Genomic DNA, 21,787 nt, shown 5'->3' on the forward strand with positions numbered 1-21,787 from the left:
GGGCCGAAAGGCCCTCCTGTTCACTTCTGGTGCGTTTTGTACGTTTTGCCGGATTCGCTGTACGTTTTGTACGTTTCGTACAAAAACCGGCTCGCTATTCCGCCGCCACCTTGCGCGGCTTCAGCATCGGCTTGAGGTAACGTCCGGTGTGAGACGCCTCGACCTCGGCTACCTTTTCCGGCGTGCCCTCGGCAACGATCCTGCCGCCGCCATCGCCCCCCTCGGGGCCGATATCCACGATCCAGTCGGCGGTCTTGATGACGTCGAGATTGTGTTCGATCACCACCACGGTATTCCCGGCCTCGACCAATTCATGCAGCACTTCCAATAGTTTGCGCACGTCCTCAAAGTGCAGGCCCGTGGTAGGCTCGTCCAGGATGTACAGCGTGCGGCCCGTGGATCGCTTGGCCAGTTCCTTGGACAGCTTCACCCGCTGCGCCTCGCCTCCCGACAGCGTCGTCGCCTGCTGACCCACCTTGATATAGCCCAGCCCCACGCGCATCAGCGCATCCATCTTGTCGCGGATCGCCGGAACGGCCTTGAAGAACTCCTGCGCATCCTCGACAGTCATCTCAAGAACGTCGGCTATGCTCTTGCCTTTAAAGAGAACTTCCAGCGTCTCGCGATTGTAGCGCGCGCCTTTGCAGGTCTCGCAGGTGACGTAGACATCGGGCAGAAAATGCATTTCGATCTTGATGACACCGTCACCCTGGCAGGCTTCGCAGCGCCCGCCCTTGACGTTGAAGCTGAACCGCCCCGGCTTGTAGCCCCGCGCCTTGGCCTCTGGCAATCCCGCGAACCAGTCGCGGATCGGGGTGAAGGCCCCGGTGTAAGTCGCTGGGTTCGAACGCGGAGTACGCCCAATAGGCCGCTGGTCGATGTCGATGACCTTGTCCAGGTGCTCCAGCCCCTTGATTGTCTCGCAGGGCGCGGGCGTCTGACGGGCGCCGTTCAGCGCCATGCTGGCGGTCTTGAACAGGGTCTCGATGGTCAGCGTCGACTTGCCGCCGCCGGACACGCCGGTCACGCAGACGAATTTGCCCAGCGGGAAATCGACGGTCACCTCTTTGAGGTTGTTGCCGGTCGCCTTGACCACCTTCAGCTTTTTCTTGTTTCCTTTCCGGCGCTTGTCCGGAACAGAGATTTCACGCGTGCCGCTCAGGTACTGGCCCGTCAGGCTGGCGGGGTCACTTGCGACTTCCTCTGGCGTGCCCTGCGACACGACCTGACCACCATGCACCCCCGCACCGGGACCGATGTCAAAGACGTAGTCCGCCTCGCGGATCGCCTCTTCGTCGTGTTCCACCACCAGTACCGTGTTGCCCTGGTCGCGCAGGTTCTTGAGTGTGTCGAGCAAGCGCGAGTTGTCGCGCTGGTGCAGACCGATCGACGGCTCATCAAGGACATAGAGAACCCCGGTCAGCCCGCTGCCGATCTGGCTGGCCAGACGGATACGCTGACTCTCGCCACCGGAAAGTGTTCCGGAAGAACGGCTTAGCGTGAGATATTCAAGTCCGACGTTGTTCAGGAACCCCAGCCGTTCACGGATCTCCTTGAGAATGGCCTTGGCGATCTCGTTCTTCTGGCTGGTCAGGCTGGCGGGCACGGTTTCGCACCAGTCAAAGGCCTGCTTGATCGACATTTCGACCACCTGGCCTACGTGCAGTCCCGCAATCTTGACCGCCAGTGCCTCTTCCCGCAGGCGATAGCCGCCGCAGGTGCCGCAATCGCGGTTGTTCTGGTAGCGTTCGAATTCCTCGCGGATCCAGTTGCTGTCGGTCTCGCGATAGCGCCGTTCCATGTTGGGAATGACGCCCTCGAAAACGCGGCTGACCTGGTAGACGCGCCCGCCCTCGTCATAGCGGAACTGGATTTCCTCGTCGCCCGAGCCGTAGAGGAACACCTGCTGCACATGCGCGGGCAGATCCTTCCACCGCGCGTTCTTGTCGAACTCGTAGTGCTTGGCAATCGCCTCAATGGTCTGCAGGAAATAGGGGCTCTTGCCCTTGCGCCAGGGTGCCAGCGCACCGTCGCTGATCTTCAGCGTCTGGTCAGGCACCACCAACCGTTCGTCAAAGAACAACTCGACCCCAAGCCCGTCACATTCCGGGCAGGCGCCGAAGGGCGCGTTGAACGAGAACAGGCGCGGTTCGATCTCGGGGATGGTGAAGCCACTGACAGGACAGGCGAAATTCTCGCTGAAGGTGATCCGCTCGGGGTCACCTTCGCGCGGGGCCGTCTCCAGCACCGCGATGCCATCGGCCAAGTCCAGCGCGGTGCGGAAACTGTCCGCCAGCCGGGTTTCCATCCCCTCGCGCACCACGATCCGGTCGACCACCACGTCGATGTCATGGCGGAACTTCTTGTCCAGCGTCGGCGGCTCGTCCAGCTCGTAGAACTCGCCGTCCACCTTGACCCGCTGGAACCCCTGCTTGCGCAGTTCCAGGAATTCCTTGCGGTATTCGCCCTTGCGGTCGCGCACGATGGGGGCAAGCAGGTAGGCGCGCGTGCCTTCCTCCATGCCCATGACCCGGTCGACCATGTCCTGCACCTGCTGGGCCTCGATCGGCAGGCCGGTGGCGGGCGAATAGGGTGTGCCGACGCGGGCGAAGAGCAGCCGCAGGTAATCGTAGATCTCGGTCACGGTGCCAACGGTCGACCGCGGGTTCTTCGACGTCGTCTTCTGCTCGATGGAAATGGCAGGCGACAGGCCGCTGATGTGGTCGACGTCGGGCTTTTCCATCATGTCCAGGAACTGCCGCGCATAGGCCGACAGCGACTCGACATAGCGGCGCTGCCCCTCGGCATAGATCGTGTCGAAGGCCAAAGAAGACTTGCCCGACCCGCTGAGGCCGGTGATGACAACCAGTTGATCTCGCGGGATATCCACGTCGATCGACTTGAGATTGTGTTCCCGCGCCCCGCGGACTTCGATCTGCTTGAGTTCCGGCATCACTCACCCCCGGCATTCCAACCTGCGTAGACATAGTTGAATTCGGCGAGACCGCCAATCGAAAAACGTGAACGAAGTGTGAACAAAAGCAGCGGCGCCCGGATTTCCGCCGGCGTGCTTCCTCACGCCGCAGGCTGGTCGGAAAGCGGGCGCCAGTGGGGTAAACCTTTCCTTGCCCGGACAGTGCCCCTCGGTGCAGGGTAGCGGCGTATTACCGCCAAAAGGGGGGATTTCATGACCGGGTTTCGCCGCGCCGCTCTGGCGCTTTGCCTTGTTCCGGCGCTTGCCGCCGCACAGGAAGACAGCAAGTCCATTCTCGTGCTCGACGCCTCCGGCTCCATGTGGGGCCAGATAGACGGGGTCGCCAAGATCACCATCGCTCAGGGCGTCGTCGGCGACCTGCTGTCCTCCCTGCCAGAGACGCAGGCGCTGGGGCTGACCGCCTATGGCCACCGCACCAAGGGCGATTGCACGGACATCCAGACGCTTGTCGAACCCGGCACCGCCAGCCGCGACGCCATCGCCGCCCAGGTGAACAAGCTGCGTCCGCGTGGCAAGACGCCGATGACCGATGCGGTCATCCAGGCCGCCCAGGCGCTGAAATACACCGAAGACCCGGCCACCGTGATCCTGGTGTCCGACGGGATTGAGACCTGCAACCCCGATCCCTGCGCCGCCGCCCGCGCGCTCGAAGAGGCCGGCGTGGACCTGACCGTGCACGTGGTCGGCTTTGACGTCAGCGACCCCGAGGCACGCCGCCAGATGCAATGCATGGCCGACGAGACTGGTGGCCAGTTCCTGCTGGCCGCCAATGCCAGCGAGTTGGGCAAGGCCCTGACCGAGGTGACCCAGGCGCAGCCGGCGGCCACCTTCTCGACCCGTTTCGTGGCGCAAGACGGCGCCGAGGGCGGCACCATCGAAACGCCGCTGGTCTGGGATGTTCGCCGCGGCGACGAGGTGATCGTCGACTTTCAGCAAAGCGCCTCGCTGGACATCGACCTGCCCGCCGGCAGCTATACCGTGACCGTGCTGCGCCCCGAGGACGAAAGCAGCGTCGAAAAGAGCTTTGACGTGACCGACGCCACGCAGACCGTCACCCTTGTGCTGCCCAGTTCCCTGCCCGAGGCGCTGGTCAGCGGTGCTGAACAGGCGGTGGCCGGATCGACGATCCCTGTCACCTGGGAAGGCCCGGACGAGGACGGCGACTATGTCACCGTCTCCAGGCCGGACGACAAGGGCTATGTGAACTACACCTACACGCGGGACGGCACGCCCGCGCAACTGGTGATGCCGCCCGAACCCGGCGAATATGAGCTGCGCTATGTGCTTCGGGACGGACGCCAGACACTGGCCACGCAGGCAATCACCGTCACCGCGGCAGAGGCCAGCCTTGACGCGGATGGCAGCGTGCCCACCGGTGCAACCATCCCGGTGACATGGACCGGCCCGGATTACGACGGCGATTACATCGCCGTGTCGGAACCCGGCGACAAAGGCTATGTCAATTACAGCTACACCCGCGACGGCACGCCCGCGCAACTGGTGATGCCGCCCGAGCCAGGCACCTACGAATTGCGCTATTTCATGCGCCAGGACCGTACCGTGCTGGCCACCCGCATGATCGAGGTTACGGCGCTGGACGCCAGCCTCGAGGCCGCCGAGACGGCGGAGGTGGGCGCCGACATCCCCGTGACCTGGACCGGGCCGGACTACGAGGGCGACTACATCGCCGTCTCGAAACCGGACGACAAGGGCTATGTCAACTACACCTACACCCGCGAGGGTTCGCCCCTGACGCTCAAGATGCCCTCGGAACCGGGGACCTACGAGTTGCGCTATTTCATGCGCCAGGATCGGACCGTTCTGGCCACGCGGATGATCGAGGTGACAGAGGTTTCGGCCACGCTGGACGTGGCGCCGACAGGCGCGGCCGGATCGGACATCCCCGTGACATGGACCGGGCCGGACTATGAGGGTGACTACATCACCGTGTCCGAGATCGGAGACGATGGCTATGTCAACTATACCTACACCCGCGAAGGCTCGCCGCTGGACCTGACCCTGCCCGCCGATGCAGGCACCTACGAGATCCGTTATGTCATGCGGCAGGACCGGACCGTTCTGGCCACCAAGACCATCGAGGTCTCTGATGTCAGCGCGACGCTTGACGTGGTCACGGAGGCGCGGGCCGGCGCCTCCGTGCTGGTGACATGGGACGGTCCCGGCTACGACAAGGACTATGTCACCGTTGCCGATGCCAACATGGCCGACAACAAGTATCACTTCTACACCTACACCCGCGAAGGCTCTCCGCTGCTGCTGCGGCTGCCGGCGGAACCGGGCACCTATGAGATCCGGTACGTGGCGGCGGGCGACAGTCCCCGCGTGGTGGCGCGCAACCAGATCACCTTGACCGAGGTGACGGCCAGCATCGACGCGCCGGAACAGGTGCCTGCGGGCGCGGTCCTCGGGCTGGACTGGGACGGGCCGGACTACAAGGGCGACTACATCAGCCTTGCCCGCGTCGGTGAGCCGGACAACAAGTACAGCACTTACAAGCACACCTCCGAGGACAGCCCGCTGGTGCTGAAACTCCCCGAAGGTCCGGGCAAGTACGAGCTGCGCTACGTGATGGGTCAAGGCAACAAGGTGCTGTTCCGCAAGCCCATCGAACTGACCTACGAGCCGGAGTAAGGCCGGCCGTCCAGTCGATCACAAGGCCCCTGTCCCGGCCAGCCCTTTGCAGGAAACGATACAACTTGTTCCTTGTGGCATTGTCGGAACAAAGCCATGTCGCACAACAGCTCCCGAAGAAACCTTCGGGAGCTGTTGGCGCTGGACCCCGGCCAATCGGACTTAAGCCGACTTTCACCGAAAAGCACTGTCCGTCGGTAGCGGAACAGATCGACAGGTTCGTTTTCTTCGGCTTAGGGCGCGGCTACATCCATCACCCTTAAGATGTTGTGGTCCGTGCCCGGGTTGGATATGGAAGCGACCATTCGCCAAGGAAAAGCGACACATCCATGAAAATGCGCGATACATTCATCAAGCCGATGCATCCCGAAGGGCGACGCTTTGTGGCCGTTTTCGCGGTTTTCGCAGCCGCGCTCTTCTTGGTCTCGTCCGTCCTGGGATGGGTGGGCGTCGGACTGACGATTTGGTGTTACTACTTTTTCCGTGACCCGGCACGTGTGACACCAAGCCGTGAGGGCCTGATCGTCAGTCCCGCCGATGGCGTGGTCTCGCTGATCGAAAAGGCCGTGCCGCCGCCGGAATTGGGCATGACGGATCAGCCATTGACCCGTGTCAGCGTCTTCATGAGTGTCTTCAACTGCCATGTGAACCGTGCACCTGTCGCGGGCCGGATTTCGGCGATCGCCTATCGGCCGGGCAAGTTCTTCAATGCCTCTCTGGACAAGGCCAGCGCCGACAACGAACGGAACAGCCTGTGCATCGACATGGCGGACGGGCGACAGATCGCCGTGGTTCAGATCGCTGGGTTGGTTGCGCGGCGGATCGTCTGTTTTTCCGCGCAGGGCGACGTCTTGGCAACCGGTGAAAGGTTTGGCCTGATACGCTTCGGTTCGCGACTGGACGTCTATTTGCCGGATGGTGTGCAACCACTTGTCGCTCTGGGGCAAACCATGATCGCGGGCGAGACGGTCCTTGCCGACTTGGCCTCGGACGAGCCTGCTCGTTCGGCGCGAACAGATTAAAGCATGCCCCACCCGTTGCCCGACAAGAGAAAGAAAATCAACGTCCTGCAGCTGCTGCCGAATCTGGTCACCATCTCGGCCATATGTGCGGGCCTTTCGGCCATACGCTTTGGCTATGAAGGGAATTTTGAATTGGCCGTGCGCCTGGTTCTGGTGGCCTGCGTTCTGGATGGTCTGGACGGCCGGCTCGCGCGTTTGACGAAAAGCGAGTCGCCGTTCGGTGCGGAACTGGATTCCCTGGCGGATTTCCTGAATTTCGGAGTGGCGCCTGTACTGATCATGTACCAATGGGCCCTGCAGGATTTCCAAAGCGCGGGCTGGATAGCTGTCTTGAGCTATTCCATTTGCTGCGTCCTGCGACTGGCACGATTCAACGTCGACAGCCGGATGGACAAAGAAGACACCGGATGCGGTTACTTTGTCGGTGTCCCGTCGCCAGCGGGCGCAGTTCTCGTGTTGCTGCCAATGGTTATCTCCTTTCTCTTCTCTGACCTGCCCTTGGCCGCGCCTTCGGTCATCGCTGGCCACGTTTTTCTTGTCGGTCTTTTGATGATCAGTCGCATCCCGACCTATTCCTTCAAGCAACTGTCAATCGACCGCGGGAACGCCAAATTTTTCCTTCTTGGCGCCGGGCTTATGGCTGCAGCATTGCTGACATATCTTTGGGCCACCCTGGCGCTGATGACATTTGCCTACATCTGCAGCCTGATCTGGGCGTTTCGATCCGCTCGCAAATCAAGGAACACAAAGGACTAACGCGATGGAACTCGGCGCAATCAAGACCTCCTACGCGAGGTGGGCCCCCGTCTATGACCAGACCTTCGGCGCGATTACAAATACCGGACGGCGCGCGGCAGTCGAGTACATCAATGGACAAAGCGGGACGAGCGTTCTGGAGGTCGGTGTCGGGACCGGTCTTGCACTACGAAACTATCGTTCAGACCTTTGCGTCACGGGTATTGATTTCAGTGACGACATGCTGGCCAAGGCGCGGGAAAAAGTCGATCGCTTCGGGTTGGGGCACGTCAGGAGCCTCCGGCAGATGGATGCGCGAAGTCTCGATTTTCCGGACGATCATTTCGATACCGTCGCAGCGATGCACATCATCTCTGTCGTGCCGGAACCCGAACGCGTGATGGCCGAGATAGCGCGGGTCTGCAAACCCGGAGGCAAGATCGTCATCACCAATCACTTCGCCCAGGAAACCGGTATCATGGCACGGATCGAACGATTTTTTGCGCCATTCGCAAACCTGTTGGGCTGGCATTCCGATTTCGACATCGGCACCGTGCTCAAACAACCGGAGCTTACGGTCAGAGAGAAGAAACCGCTGCCCCCTTTCGGCATGATGACGTTCCTGGTGCTTGAGAAAGCGGATCGGTGATCCGCCAAGAACAGAGCGGGAAAGATCATCAGCGCGGCGGAAGAGCGTTTCCGACAGGACCCCATCTGTCAGCCAAGGGTTGCCTGACGGCGACAGCCTGATTTGGAACGACGGACGAGCATCGGCGCCTTGTGTCCCGATTGGATACGCCATGCAGCATTGGGCACGAACGGGCCTCATGACTGCCCTCTGAGGCAGCTCAGCGTTGAACTTGAAGATGCGCTGGCGATTTCTAAAGCTATTGAAATCTAAACGCCTCGGCCATCTTCAAGGACGACCCGAGGACGAAACCGCTCGCGCAGCAATGGCGCGTGTGGCTGGCCCTCGGGGTCAAAGCAGTCGCTGCGCTTCGAACCTCACCGCTTTCCCAAGCACGAATTTTTCAAGGCCCGCCGTCCCGGGGGACACTTTTGCCTGTCGTCCATGTCCGGCACCCTTAGAGAAACCGACCACCCCGTTCGATGACCTCGATCTGATAACCATCGGGGTCCGCGACAAAGAAGAAACGGGCGAACCTCTTTCCGTCCGGCGCGAATTCGACGATCTTGCGCGGTGCCAGCCCCGCATGGGTCAGCCGCTTGTGGGTGTCGCCCAGGTCCGCGACCGAAACCGCAAGATGACCATACCCGTCGCCCAGGTCATAGGGTTCGGTACGTCCCTTGTTCACGGTGAGTTCGATCTCGAAGCTGCTCTCTGCATTGCTCAGGTAGACCAGCGTGAAATCATCGAAGTCCTTGCGTTCCGCGATCTCCAACCCGAAAGCCGTCCGGTAGAAATCGACCGAACGTGCCTCGTCGAGCACGCGGATCATGCTGTGTATTGCCTTGGCCATGCTGTTCCTTCCGGTAAATTGCCAATGTCACATGTCTCCTGCCCCGACCGCGGACATCGCAAGAACGTGGATCAATGACAACCGGCCCGGACCGCCCCGACGGGGGCAGTCAACGCTGCCGCAAGGTCGACCACGGCAACAGCGGGCAGCGCCTCACCGATACAGCAGCGACACCCCCTCCGCGAAGAGGTGCACCTTGTTCGGTTCCGCGCCCAGCGACACCTGCTTGCCACGCATCTCGCGGTGGATGCCGGGCAGCTTGCCGATGACCGGGTCGCCCCCACCTTCGGCCTGGAAGTAGAGCAGCGTCACCTCCCCAAGGGCCTCGGTGATCTCGACCATGCCGGAATAGATCGGCGTGTCCTCGGTGGGCACGAAATCCTCGGGCCGCACGCCGACATTGACCCGCAGCCCCTTGTCAGCCTCGGTGGTCGGATAGTCCGAGAGGGCCGTACCGCCGCCGTCCAGTTTCACGCGGGTCTGCGTGCCGGTCTCGACCACCTCGCCGGGCAGCAGGTTCATCGAGGGAGAGCCGATGAACTGCGCCACGAACTCGCTGTTGGGCCGCTCGTACAGTTCCAGCGGGCTGCCCACCTGCGCGATCCCCTTGTTGGCCAGCACGACGATGCGGCTGGCCAGGGTCATCGCCTCGACCTGGTCATGGGTGACGTAGATCATGGTCCGGTCGGGCATCTGTTCCTTCAGTTGCGCAATCTCGATCCGCGTCGCTACACGCAGCGCAGCATCCAGGTTCGAGAGCGGCTCGTCGAACAGGTAGACCTTGGGATCGCGCACCAGCGACCGCCCAATGGCCACCCGCTGCCTTTGACCACCGGACAGGGCCTTGGGCAGGCGGTCGAGGTAGGGATCCAGTTGCAGCATCTTGGCCGCCCGATCCACCGCCGCGTCGATCTCGTCAGGGCTTTTCTTGGCCAGTTTCAGCGCAAAGGACATGTTCTCGCGCACCGTCATATGGGGATACAGAGCGTAACTCTGGAACACCATCGCGATGCCGCGCTGCGCGGGCGGCACGTCGTTGACCACCTGTCCGTCGATTTCCAGCGTGCCGCCGGTGATCTTTTCCAGTCCCGCGATCATTCGCAGAAGCGTGGATTTGCCACAGCCCGAGGGGCCGACGAAGACGATCAACTCGCCCTCGTCGATCTCGAGGTTGATGTCGCGCAGCACCTGCACGGTGCCGCCATAGGTCTTTTCGACATCGGTCAGTTTCAGGTTGGCCATGTCCCCTCCCCCTCTTTCTCGTTATGCCTGCCGCCGCGCCAGCGCGGGTTGCCAAGGTCCCAGGTGCAGCCTACCGTCCGGCGCCGCCGTGGCGCTGCCCAGTTCCAGCCCGATCTGCTGCCAGTCGCCGGCGGGCATCTCGATCACCGCCGGCTCTCCGCTCATGTTGACCGCGACGAAGACCTCTTCGCCCTCGTAGCTGCGGATGAAATGCACGACGCTGCCTGTCGCTTTGACCTTGTCATGCGTGCCTTTGACCAGCGCGGGATGGGTCGCCCGGAAATGGATCGCCTTGCGATAGTGGTGAAGAAGCGCGCCAGGATCGTCCTCCTGAACCGCGACAGCATGACCAAGATGCGCGTGGCTGACCGGCAACCAGGGCGTTCCCGTGGAAAAGCCGCCGTTCAGGTTGGACTGCTCCCAGACCATCGGCGTGCGGCACCCGTCGCGGCCCTTGAACTCGGGCCAGAACTCGATCCCGTAGGGGTCTTGCAGGTCCTCGAACGGCACGTCCGCCTCGGGCAGGCCCAGCTCTTCGCCCTGGTAGATGCAGACCGATCCGCGCAGGCACATCATCAGCGTGGCAAAGGCCTTTTGCGCGGAGGGTGTGAGTTCCCACCGCGAGGCGTGGCGCACCACGTCATGGTTGGAAAAGGCCCAGCACGCCCAGCCGTCCGGCACCACCGTGTCGACCCGCTCCATCACGTCGGCAATGCGCGCAGCGTCCGGCTGGGTGCCCGAGAGGAACTCGAAGGAATAGCACATGTGAACCCGCTCGTCCCCGGCGGTGTATTCGCCCATGATCTCCAGCCCCTTCTGGGCATCGCCGACCTCTCCCACTGCCGTGGTCGCGTCGTATTCGTCCAGCACGGCGCGGAACCGGGCGAGGAAATCGAGGTTCTCGGGGCGGTTCTTGTCGTAGAGGTGCAGCTGGTGATTATAGGGATTCACCCGCGGCGCGATCGAGGCGTCTCGCTGATCCACCGGCAAGGGCGGGTTGTCACGCAGCTGCTGATCGTGGACGTAGAAGTTGATCGTATCCAGACGGAAGCCGTCGACACCACGATCCAACCAGAAGCGGACCACGTTCAAGAGCGCATCCTGCACGTCCGGGTTGTGAAAGTTCAGGTCCGGCTGCTCGGTCAGGAAGTTGTGCAGGTAATACTGTTCGCGCCGCGCATCCCATTGCCAGGCCGGGCCGCCGAAGATCGACAGCCAGTTGTTGGGCGGATTGCCGTCGGGCTTGGGATCGGCCCAGACGTACCAGTCCGCCTTCGGGTTGTCGCGACTGGCCCGGCTTTGCGCGAACCAGGGATGCTGGTCCGAGGTATGCGACAGCACGAGGTCGATCATCACCCGGATGCCCAGCTTGTGCGCCGTATCCACCATGACGTCGAAATCACTGAGCGAGCCGAACATCGGGTCCACGTCACAGTAATCGCTGACGTCATAGCCAAAATCCTTCATCGGCGAGGTGAAGAAGGGCGAGATCCAGATGGCGTCGACGCCGAGGCTGGCCACATAAGGCAGACGTGCCGTGATGCCGTTGAGGTCACCGATCCCGTCGCCGTTGCTGTCCTGGTAGCTGCGCGGGTAGATCTGGTAGATCACCGCTCCACGCCACCAGTCCTTGTCGGCTTTCGGATCGGTCTGGGTTTGCAGTTGCGCGTTCATGTCTTGATCCTTCGCGTCCCGGGCTTCACCCGGGACATCCTGTCCCGGTGCCCGCAGGGGGTGACCCCGGATCAGGTCCGGGGCGGGGTTTACTTGACGGAGCCGGCCAGAAGGCCGCGCACGAGGTAGCGTTGCATGGCAAAGAAGACGACCAGCGGCACCGCGATCGAGACAAAGGCCGCCGTCGCGAGGATTTCCCAGTTGCCGCCGCGCGTGCCCAGCAGTTCGACGATCTGGTTGGTCATCACGGTGGTCTGGCCCGTCGCGTCGATCAGGAAGACCTTGGCCACCAGCAGGTCGTTCCAGGTCCAGAGGAACTGGAAGATGGCGAAACTGGCCAGCGCCGGGAAGGACAACGGCAGAATGATCTTGGTGAATATCTGGAACTCCGTCGCGCCGTCCACGCGGGCATTCTCGATGATGTCACGCGGCAGGCCGGCCATGTAGTTGCGCAAGAGGTAGACCGCCAGCGGCAGGCCGAACCCGGTATGCGCCAGCCAGACGCCGAGGTAGCCCTTGCCGATGCCGATGGCCAGGTGCAGCTTCAGAAGCGGGATCAGCGCCAGTTGCAGCGGCACGACCAGCAGGCCCACGACAAAGGCGATCAGCAGCGCCCGACCGGGGAAATCCATCCAGGCCAGCGCATAGGCGGCAAAGGCGGCGACCACGATGGGGATGATCGTCGCCGGAACCGTCACCGTCAGCGTACTGAAAAAGGCCCGCCCCATGTCGTCGGTGGTCTGCGCCCCCTCTGCGGCGCCACTGGACAGTCCGAACGTCGCGGCCAGCAGGATCAGCAGTACCAGCCCGCCAACAACCGGCGCCCCCTGTGCCACGATCGCGGGCTGCGCGGCCAGCGTGAACCGCATCACGCCCCAGAGGATTGCCGCCGCCGCGATGTAGATGGCCAGCCGCTTGACCACGTCCTGGCCCAGGACCGTGTCGTAGTTGCGTAGGGTGAATTCCGGTGGAATCTCGGCCGTGACAAAGATCCGGATGCCGCGTCCGCCGGCAATTTCCTCTTCGGAGACAAGGCGGTAGTCGCCGTTTTCCTGCACGGTAATTGACCCGCCCCGGCGCAACTCGGCCTCCTCACCCGGCGCAAAGGCCGAGATGTCGCGCGAGGAGGTCCCATAGGACGAGATCGGCGCAGCCTCACGCCCCTCGACCATGAACAGGTTGCCCTCCAGCACGTAGACCCCGTCCTGTTGCACCTGTTCCTCGGGAGAATCCGTGCGCAGGGTCAGCGACTGTTCCGTTGGAAACAGCGCGTTCCACCAGCCGGAGGATGCGATCTGGTCCGCCGTGCGAAAGGAGGACACGAACAGTCCAACGGTCGGGAACAGCCAGAGCGCAACCAGCAGCACGACCGAGATATGAACCGCCCAGGTGAGCGAGGACTTGTGACCTGCGATATTGTCCATGATCCCGCTCCCTTACCGCATTTCCTTGCGGGCCTGCCGCACGTTCCAGACAAGGATCGGCGTGACCAGCAGCATGATGACGATGGCCGAGGCCGATCCCACGCCCCAGTCATTGGCGCGGAACAGCTTGTCGAACATGTAGTTGGCCAGGACCTGCGTGCCCCATTGGCCGTTGGTCATGGCAAAGACGATGTCGAAGATCTTGAGCACGACCAGCGTGATCGTCGTCCAGACCACCATGATGGTCGGCATGATCTGCGGCACCTTGATCTTGAAGAAGATCTGGAACGGGTTGGCCCCGTCGACGATGGCCGCCTCGACCGTTTCCTCGGGGATTCCGCGCAGCGCCGCCGACAGGATCACCATCGCAAAGCCGGTCTGAATCCAGACCAGCACGATCATCAGGAAGAAGTTGTTCCAGAAGGGGATGGTCAGCCATTGCGCCGGATCGTTGCCCGTGAACCAGACATAGAGCGCGTTCAGCACGCCGATCTGCTCCGCATCCGGCGGGCGCGCGTCATAGACCAGCTTCCAGATCACCGCCGCACCCACAAAGGAAATCGCCATCGGCATGAAGATCAACGACTTGGCAATGTTGCCCCAGCCGATGCGATCGGTGAGCTGCGCTGCCAGCAGGCCAAAGGCCGTAGATAGCGCCGGCACGACGATCAGCCAGAGCATGTTGTTGCCCATCGCTTCCCAGAACTTGGATTCGCCCATCATCTGCGTGTAGTTGGCCAGCCCGATGAAGGCCCCGCCCTGGTCACGGTCGGTCAGCGACAGGCGCAGCGTCTCGAAAACCGGGTAGGCCAGGTAGAGCGTCAGCGCGAACAGCGCCGGGAACAGGAACAGCCAGGGCCGGATCATGTTGGCGCGGTTGATGTTTCGCCCCGCGTTCGGCCCCCTGGCCGGAAACAGGACCCGGTCCAGGAACTGGTTCGACGCCCAGAAGTAGCCGATACACGACCCCACGCCGATCACGATTGTCAGAAGTCCTTGTAGCGCCGGATGCATGCTGTGCTCCCTGTCACTCTGGATATTGGCCGCACGCCTTCGCGCAGCGCAGGCCGTCAGAATCCCCGCCCCGGACCTGATCCGGGGCCCCTGCCCTCATCGAGCTGATCGGCCCGGCAGAGGTCCCGGGCAAGGCCCGGGACGGGTGGGTCCGGTTCGATCCGCTTACTTGAGCGAGTCCCAGCTGCTCTGGATTTCGGCCGCCACCTCTGCCGCGGGCTTGCCGCCGGCATAGTCGACCATGCCGGTCCAGAAGCTGCCCGCGCCAACGCCACCGGGCATCAGGTCCGATCCGTCAAAGCGAAAGGTCGTCGCGTCCAGCAGGATCTGGTTCATCTTGGCGGTGGCCTCGTCCTTGAACTTGGACGGATCAACCGATTTCAGCGGCGTCATGAAGCCGCCATTGGCCATCCAGATCTCGTGCGCCTCGGTGGTTTGCAGGAAGGCGATCAGGTCATGTGCCGCGTCGTTCTCATTCGTGATCGCCCAGAGCGTGCCCGCGCCAAGGACCGGCTGACCCAGATCCTTGCTTTCGTAGGCCGGGAAATAGAAGAAATCGGCATCAAGGCCGACCTCTGTTCCCTCGGGGAAGAAGGTCGGAATAAACGACGCCTGACGGTGCATCATGCATTGCGGCGGTGCCGAGAACAGACCCTTGGGGCTGTCGCGGAAATCGGTCGAGGCAACTGCGCCCCGGCCGCCGGCCACCTTGTCATCCTCGATGAAGGTGCCGAATTCCTCGATCGCGGCCACGACGCGCGGATCGTCAAAGGGGATCTCGTTGGCGACCCATTGGTCATAGACTTCGGGCGGCTGCGTGCGCAGCATCAGGTCCTCGACCCAGTCCGTCGCCGGCCAGCCGGTCGCCCCGCCCGATCCCAGGCCCACGCACCAGGGCGTTTCGCCATCGTCGATCATCTGCTGCTCCAGCGCACGCAGCTCCTCCATCGTTTCCGGCACTTCGTAACCGAAATCGAGGAAGTTCTCGGGGTTGTACCAGACCAACGATTTCACATCGACTTTGTAGAAGAAGCCGAACAACTTGTCCGCATCGTCCTGGTCGGCGTAGGTCCCGAGGTCGACCCAGCTGTCGCCTGCCGCGTAATTCTCGCGAATCCAGTCGCCGGTGCCATCCTTGAGCGGGGTCAGGAAACCGCGCGACGCCATGTCGGAGGCAAGGCCCGGCTGCGGGAAGATCGAGACGTTCGGGGGCGAACCTGCTTCGGCATCGACAACGATCTGCTGCTCGAAACTGTCAGAGCCCACATAGGAAACGTCATGGCCGGTCTGTTCGGCGAAGACATCCAGAACATCCTCGACCAGCTCCTGGTCCGGACCCAGCCAGGGGCCGAAAACGGTCAGCTTCTCCGCATGCGCCATGCCGGCGCCAAGGGCCAGGGCCGCGACGCTCAGGTAAAACGGTGACTTCATTGATTATCCTCCCATCCCGCGCCTCGCCGCGCGGGTTCTCCTGCGTATCCCGCACCCGTCGAAAACAAAGTTTCTCAAAGCGCTTTGGGTGGCGCCACTATCTGCGAGTCGGCCCAACCTGTCAACATTCGTCCTTTGACCATTGAAATTTACATGCTGCGGTGCGGCTAAGCTCTCTGCAATACAGCACCATCCGTGCGGTCGTCTCTTGACAAATCCGAAGCGCTTTGAGCCTTATCGTGACATGAACCTCAAACAGCTCGCCGAACACCTCGACCTTTCCCAGACCACCGTCAGCCGTGCGCTGAACGGTTATCCCGAGGTCAGTGAAAAGACCCGGGAAAAGGTTCTGCGTGCCGCGCGCGAGCTGAACTACAGCCCCAACGCAAGGGCCAAGGGGCTGGCCACGGGCCGCGCCCATGCCATCGGTCACGTCCTGCCGATCAGCGACCAGCACGAGATGGTGAACCCGATCTTCGGAGATTTCATCGCCGGGGCCGGTCAGACCTACTCCAAGGCGGGCTACGAGGTGGTCATCAGCCTGGTCGACGACAAGGACGAGGAACAGGCCTATCGTTCGATCCGCAGCCGTGGCAATGTCGACGGGATCATCGTCCACGGCCCACGCATGACCGACGGCCGGATCGCACTGCTGACCGAGCTGGGGCTGCCCTTCGTCGTGCATGGCCGCGCCTCTCAGGTCAGCCTGCCCTATTCCTGGCTGGACACCAACAACGGGCGCGCGTTCCAGCGCGCGACCGAGTTCCTGCTGGACCTGGGCCACCGGCGGATTGCCCTGATCAACGGGCTGGAATTCATGGATTTCGCCCACCGCCGCCGCGTCGCCTATGAGGCGGCACTGGCCGACCGTGGCATCGCGCTGGACCCGGCGCTGATGCGCTCGGAAGAGATGACAGAGGTCTATGGCTACCGCAGCGCGGCAGAGATGCTGGCGCTGGACACTCCGCCCACCGGCTTCCTTGTCTCCTCGATGATCACCGCCATCGGCGTCCGCCGGGCGATCCACGAGGCCGGGCTGGAAATGGGACGGGACGTGTCCGTCATCACCCATGACGACGACCTGGGCTATTTGCGCAACGGCCATGACGTGCCGATCTTTACCGCCACGCGCTCCTCGGTGCGCCTGGCCGGGATGCGGGCGGCTGAAATGCTGCTGGAGCTTATCCGCAATCCCGCGCATGCGCCCTTGACCCAGTTGATGGAGGCCGAGCTGATCATCGGAAGCTCGACCGGACCCGCGCAATAAAGGTTGAACATGAAACACCAGAGATCTGATTTTCCCGAAGATTTCCTCTTCGGTTGCGCCACCTCGAGCTACCAGATCGAGGGTCACGCCTTTGGTGGCGCGGGCCGCACCCAATGGGATGATTTCGCCGCGACCCCGGGGAACGTCACCCGTTTCGAGAACGGCGAAAAGGCCTGCGATCACTATCACCGCTATGGCGAGGATCTGGACCTGGTCGAACAGGCTGGCTTCGACGCCTACCGCTTTTCGCTGAGCTGGGCGCGCGTGCTGCCCGAAGGGCGCGGGCAGGTCAACCAAGAGGGGCTGGATTTCTACGATCGCCTGGCCGACTCTCTGCTGGATCGCGGCATCAGGCCCTGCGCCACGCTTTATCACTGGGAATTGCCCTCGCCCCTTCTGGACCTCGGCGGCTGGCGCAACCGGGACATCGCCGGCTGGTTCGCCGACTACACGCAGATCATCATGGAGCGCATCGGCGACCGGATGTATTCCGTCGCGCCAATAAACGAGCCCTGGTGCGTCGCCTGGCTCAGCCATTTCGACGGCCACCACGCCCCCGGCGTCCGCGACATCCGCGCCACGGCGCGCGCAATGCACCACGTCCTGTTGGCACATGGCCGCGCCATCGAAACCATGCGCGGACTGGGCATGGACAACCTTGGTGGCGTCTTCAACATGGAATGGGCCGACCCAGCCGACGACAGCGCGGCCGCCCGCGCCGCCGCCGACCGCTATGACGCGATCTACAACCACTGGTTCATGGGTGGCGTGTTCAAGGGCGCCTATCCGCAGGCCGCGCTGGACGGGCTGGAGCCACATCTGCCCAGGGGCTGGCAAGAGGACTTCCCGACCATCACCGCCCCGCTCGACTGGTGCGGGATCAATTACTACACGCGCAAGCTGATCGCACCGGCCGGAAACCCCTGGCCCGATTACCGCGAGGTCGAAGGCCCGCTGCCCAAGACCTTCATGGATTGGGAAATCTACCCCGAGGGCCTCTACAATTTCCTGACCCGCACCGCGCGCGAGTACACCGGCGACCTGCCGCTTTACGTCACCGAGAACGGCATGGCCTCGGCCGATGTGCTGGAGGATGGCGCGGTCGAGGACCCGGCCCGGACCGCCTACCTGGATGCCCACCTGGACAAGGTCCGGCAGGCCATCGCCGAGGGCGTCCCGCTGAAGGGCTATTTCACTTGGTCTCTGCTGGACAATTACGAATGGGCGCTTGGGTACGAAAAGCGCTTTGGCCTGGTCCATGTCGATTTCGAGACCTTGGCGCGGACGCCCAAGGCATCGTATCACGCGCTTGCCAAAGCCCTGACCACCTGAAAGGCCACGCCATGACGCAAGAGCTTTCCGTTGTCGCCGACATCGGCGGCACCAACACGCGGGTCGCCCTGAGCCGGGACGGCCAGGTGCTGGACGACAGCATCCGCCGCTTTCGCAACTCCGAGAACGCCGGGATCGAACCGATCCTGGACAGCTACCTGGACGACCAGAAAGTGGCCCCCGTCGGTGTCTGCATCGACATGGCCGGGCCGGTGCATGACGGGGTGGGCACGCTGACCAACCTGGACTGGACGGTGGATTCGGCCGCGCTCAAGAAGCGCATCGGGGCGGCCCGGGTTGCGGTTCTGAACGACCTTCAGGCGCAGGGGTTCGCCGTGGCACACCTGGGTCACGATAGCCTGTCGCCGGTCCTGACCGGGCGCGAAGCCCCGGCGGATGCCGTGCGCCTTGTGGTGAACGTGGGCACCGGGCTGAACGCCGTACCCGTCTACACCCAGGGCGCTCGCACCCTTGTACCCCCGGCAGAGGCGGGGCATGTCTCGCTTCTGGCGCGCGATGCCGAGGAGCTGCGCCTTGTGGACTGGGTCGCTGAAAAGACCGGGCATCCGGGCCTGGAAGAGATCCTGTCGGGCCGCGGGCTGGAACGGCTTTACGCGTGGGTCTGTCACGACGAAGGGGACGGCCTGCCCCTGCCCGCGGCCGAGATCATGGCCGGGTTCGAGGCCGGTGAGCCGCGCGCGCAGCGGGCCGCACGGCTCTTTGTACGCTTTCTGGGCCGTTACACCGGCGACCTGGCTCTGGTCACCCTGCCCTTTGGCGGCATCTATCTGGTCGGCGGCGTGACACGCCACCTGGGCCCACACCTGCGCCACCTGGGCTTTGCCGAGGCCTTTGCCGACAAGGGGCGGTTCAATGCCTACATGACCCAGTTTCCGGTCGACCTGGTCACCGACGATTACGCCGCGCTCCGGGGCTGCGCCGCCCATCTGGCCGAGATCATGGCCGCCTGACCTGGCGCGCAAGGGCTTTCGAAAGCCCTTGCAACGGGTTTCCAAACCCGTTCCCAAGCCGCTTCGAAGCGGCTTGCCCCTTGCCCCGCGCGCGCGCCCGGGCGATACCTGCGGGACACGACACTCACCGAAAGCCCCGGAATGACCCGCACCCGCCCCGCGCAGGCGCCCGCATGATCCTGCGCGCCATTTCCCTGATGATCCTCTCGATGGCACTGCTGGCCGGGGCGGATGCGTTTTTCAAGCTGGCTACGTTGGCCGCGCCCATCGGGCAGGTGATGACGCTGGTGGGACTGGGCGGCACGCTGCTGTTCATCGTCATGGCCCGCGCCCTGCGCGTCACTGTCTGGAGCCGTGATGCACTGCACCCGATGATCCTGCTGCGCAATCTCTTCGAGGTCTTCGGCGCCATCGGCATGGTGGTCGGGCTGCGCTATGTGCCACTGCCGGTCTTTGCCGCGATCATCCAGACCGGCCCCCTGGTGGTGACGCTGGGCGCGGCGCTGTTCCTGAACGAACATGTGGGCTGGCGCCGCTGGGCTGCCGTGGGTGTCGGCATAATCGGCATGATGATGGTGATCCGCCCCTTCGGTGCCGCGTTCACCGGATGGGAACTGTTTGCCGTCATGGGCATCACCGCGCTGTCGGCCCGTGACCTTGTCACCCGGCTTTCGCCCGGCCACATCCCGGCACTGGCGATCTCGACCTGGGGATTCGGCTCGACCCTGCTGCCGGGGCTGACGCTCTGGGCACTGACACCGGAACCCTCCAGCTTTACCGGCGCCGCGCTCTGGCCGACCCTGGGCGCGGTCGTGGTGACGACCTCGGGGTACCTGGCCATCACCTCGGCCATGCGCATGGCGCCGGCCTCGATCGTGGCACCGTTCCGCTATTCGCGGCTCGTGTTCACCACTGGGCTGGGCGTGCTGATCTTTGGCGATCGACCGGATTTCTGGACGCTTGCGGGCTCCGCCCTCATCCTCGTCGCCGGGCTCTATACCTTCGTGCGCGAACGACGGCTGGCCCGCGCCGCGGAGGCCTGATCCACCTGCCCGTTCCTGGGCGACGGAACGTCATCAAGGGCTTACAAAGACTGGGTTTCTTCGTTCCGCAGCCTCATCTGCCCCGGACCGTTAGCGCGCGACGTTAGCGCAACCCGCACACACAAAGGGGCGTTAGCGCTATCGCTCACGTTTACTTTCCCCGCGCGCCTGTTATGACACCGGCGAACGGACAGCCTTGAGGGACCAGATCCATGAGCACCATTATCGACATCCACGCCCGCGAGATCCTCGACAGCCGCGGCAACCCGACCGTCGAAGTCGACGTCACCCTCGAAGACGGATCGATGGGCCGGGCGGCCGTGCCCTCTGGCGCCTCGACCGGCGTGCACGAAGCGGTGGAAAAACGCGACGGCGACAAGGCCCGCTACATGGGCAAGGGCGTTCTGGATGCCGTGGCCTCCGTGAACGGCGAACTCGCCGAAGCGATCCTGGGCTTTGACGCGACCGAGCAGGTCGCCATCGACCTTGCCATGTGCGAACTGGACGGGACCGAGAACAAGGGCCGCCTGGGCGCCAATGCCATCCTGGGTGTCAGCCTGGCCACCGCCAAGGCCGCGGCGGAATTCACCGGGCAACCCCTGTTCCGCTACGTCGGCGGCACCTCGGCGCGCACCCTGCCCGTCCCGATGATGAACATCATCAACGGCGGCGAACACGCGGACAACCCGATCGACATCCAGGAATTCATGATCATGCCGGTCGCCGCGACCGACATCCGCGAAGCGGTGCGCATGGGTTCCGAGGTGTTCCACACCCTGAAAAAGGAACTCAGCGCGGCGGGCATGTCCACCGGCCTCGGCGATGAAGGCGGCTTTGCGCCGGAACTCAAGAGCACCCGCGACGCGCTGGATTTCATCCTGAAGTCGATCGAGAAGGCCGGTTTCAAGCCCGGCGAGGACATGTATCTGGCCCTCGACGCCGCCTCGACCGAGTATTTCAAGGACGGCAAATACGAGATGAAGGGCGAAGGCCTCTCGCTGACCCCGGATGAAAACGTGGCCTACCTGCAGGCCCTGGTGAACGACTACCCGATCATTTCGATCGAGGACGGCTGTGCCGAGGACGACTGGGACGGCTGGCGCATGCTGACCGAGGTGCTGGGCCAGAAGGTGCAGCTGGTGGGTGACGATCTTTTCGTGACCAACCCCGCGCGCCTGGCGATGGGCATCGAACAGGGCTGTGCCAACTCGATGCTGGTCAAGGTCAACCAGATCGGCACCCTGACCGAAACCCTGCAGGCCGTGGACATGGCGCACCGCGCGCGCATGACCAACGTGATGTCGCACCGTTCCGGTGAGACCGAGGACGCGACCATCGCCGACCTCGCCGTTGCCACCAACTGCGGCCAGATCAAGACCGGCTCGCTGGCGCGTTCGGACCGGCTCGCGAAGTACAACCAGCTGATCCGGATCGAGGAGATGCTGGAAGACACTGCAATCTATGCGGGACGCAGCATCCTCCGCTAACAACCTTTTGGTTTCAA

The 21,787-nt window shown here is 63.3% G+C and carries 16 protein-coding genes; 9 read left to right on the top strand and 7 right to left on the bottom strand.

Annotation, left to right across the window (positions count from 1 at the left end; all coding sequences use genetic code 11):
- Window positions 1-94: 94 nt before the first annotated feature.
- On the bottom strand, window positions 95-2,953 hold the full coding sequence (uvrA, locus tag G9Q80_RS09415; protein ID WP_088669055.1) for an excinuclease ABC subunit UvrA: 2,859 nt from the start codon (window positions 2,951-2,953) through the stop codon (window positions 95-97).
- Between the two features lie 234 nt (window positions 2,954-3,187).
- On the opposite strand from uvrA, the gene G9Q80_RS09420 reads away from it, so the two are divergent.
- The 4 genes from G9Q80_RS09420 (at window position 3,188) to G9Q80_RS09435 (ending at window position 8,053) form a co-directional block, all read left to right on the top strand.
- Window positions 3,188-5,647 carry a vWA domain-containing protein gene (locus tag G9Q80_RS09420; protein WP_088714953.1) on the top strand — a complete coding sequence of 820 codons (2,460 nt, stop codon included), beginning with the start codon at window positions 3,188-3,190 and terminating at the stop codon, window positions 5,645-5,647.
- A 329-nt stretch (window positions 5,648-5,976) separates the two neighbouring features.
- A complete protein-coding gene (locus G9Q80_RS09425; protein ID WP_043139586.1) occupies window positions 5,977-6,669 on the top strand; it encodes a phosphatidylserine decarboxylase in 693 nt (230 codons plus the stop codon).
- A 3-nt stretch (window positions 6,670-6,672) separates the two neighbouring features.
- On the top strand, window positions 6,673-7,425 hold the full coding sequence (gene pssA, locus G9Q80_RS09430; protein WP_088714954.1) for a CDP-diacylglycerol--serine O-phosphatidyltransferase: 753 nt from the start codon (window positions 6,673-6,675) through the stop codon (window positions 7,423-7,425).
- Window positions 7,426-7,429: 4 nt separating this feature from the next.
- The gene (locus G9Q80_RS09435) at window positions 7,430-8,053 is read left to right on the top strand and encodes a class I SAM-dependent methyltransferase (protein ID WP_088714955.1); all 624 of its coding nucleotides are present in this window, start codon (window positions 7,430-7,432) and stop codon (window positions 8,051-8,053) included.
- A gap of 436 nt (window positions 8,054-8,489) precedes the next feature.
- Here G9Q80_RS09435 and G9Q80_RS09440 read toward each other — a convergent pair whose 3' ends face one another.
- From G9Q80_RS09440 to G9Q80_RS09465, 6 genes are all read right to left on the bottom strand, one after another.
- Window positions 8,490-8,885 (bottom strand): VOC family protein, encoded by a 396-nt coding sequence (locus G9Q80_RS09440; RefSeq protein ID WP_088714956.1) that lies wholly within the window; start codon window positions 8,883-8,885, stop codon window positions 8,490-8,492.
- A 153-nt stretch (window positions 8,886-9,038) separates the two neighbouring features.
- Window positions 9,039-10,127 carry an ABC transporter ATP-binding protein gene (locus tag G9Q80_RS09445; RefSeq protein ID WP_088669052.1) on the bottom strand — a complete coding sequence of 363 codons (1,089 nt, stop codon included), beginning with the start codon at window positions 10,125-10,127 and terminating at the stop codon, window positions 9,039-9,041.
- A 21-nt stretch (window positions 10,128-10,148) separates the two neighbouring features.
- Window positions 10,149-11,801, bottom strand: a complete 1,653-nt coding sequence (gene bglA, locus G9Q80_RS09450; RefSeq protein WP_088714957.1) for a beta-galactosidase BglA — start codon at window positions 11,799-11,801, stop codon at window positions 10,149-10,151.
- Between the two features lie 89 nt (window positions 11,802-11,890).
- On the bottom strand, window positions 11,891-13,225 hold the full coding sequence (locus tag G9Q80_RS28140) for a carbohydrate ABC transporter permease (RefSeq protein WP_232788189.1): 1,335 nt from the start codon (window positions 13,223-13,225) through the stop codon (window positions 11,891-11,893).
- Window positions 13,226-13,237: 12 nt separating this feature from the next.
- Window positions 13,238-14,239, bottom strand: coding sequence for a carbohydrate ABC transporter permease (locus tag G9Q80_RS09460; RefSeq protein ID WP_043139599.1), 1,002 nt, complete (start codon window positions 14,237-14,239; stop codon window positions 13,238-13,240).
- A 165-nt stretch (window positions 14,240-14,404) separates the two neighbouring features.
- On the bottom strand, window positions 14,405-15,670 hold the full coding sequence (locus tag G9Q80_RS09465) for an ABC transporter substrate-binding protein (protein WP_088714958.1): 1,266 nt from the start codon (window positions 15,668-15,670) through the stop codon (window positions 14,405-14,407).
- Window positions 15,671-15,914: 244 nt separating this feature from the next.
- On the opposite strand from G9Q80_RS09465, the gene G9Q80_RS09470 reads away from it, so the two are divergent.
- The 5 genes from G9Q80_RS09470 to eno all read left to right on the top strand — a co-directional run bounded on the left by G9Q80_RS09470 (window position 15,915) and on the right by eno (window position 21,770).
- A complete protein-coding gene (locus G9Q80_RS09470; protein WP_043139602.1) occupies window positions 15,915-16,937 on the top strand; it encodes a LacI family DNA-binding transcriptional regulator in 1,023 nt (340 codons plus the stop codon).
- 9 nt (window positions 16,938-16,946) lie between these two features.
- Window positions 16,947-18,269, top strand: coding sequence for a GH1 family beta-glucosidase (locus G9Q80_RS09475; RefSeq protein WP_088714959.1), 1,323 nt, complete (start codon window positions 16,947-16,949; stop codon window positions 18,267-18,269).
- Between the two features lie 11 nt (window positions 18,270-18,280).
- On the top strand, window positions 18,281-19,240 hold the full coding sequence (locus G9Q80_RS09480) for a glucokinase (RefSeq protein WP_043139605.1): 960 nt from the start codon (window positions 18,281-18,283) through the stop codon (window positions 19,238-19,240).
- A gap of 173 nt (window positions 19,241-19,413) precedes the next feature.
- The gene (locus G9Q80_RS09485) at window positions 19,414-20,283 is read left to right on the top strand and encodes a DMT family transporter (RefSeq protein WP_074620405.1); all 870 of its coding nucleotides are present in this window, start codon (window positions 19,414-19,416) and stop codon (window positions 20,281-20,283) included.
- A 212-nt stretch (window positions 20,284-20,495) separates the two neighbouring features.
- Window positions 20,496-21,770, top strand: a complete 1,275-nt coding sequence (gene eno, locus G9Q80_RS09490) for a phosphopyruvate hydratase (protein WP_043139607.1) — start codon at window positions 20,496-20,498, stop codon at window positions 21,768-21,770.
- Window positions 21,771-21,787: the final 17 nt, after the last annotated feature.

Source organism: Mameliella sp. LZ-28, from assembly GCF_012274245.1.
Taxonomy (GTDB): Bacteria; Pseudomonadota; Alphaproteobacteria; order Rhodobacterales; family Rhodobacteraceae; genus Antarctobacter; species Antarctobacter albus.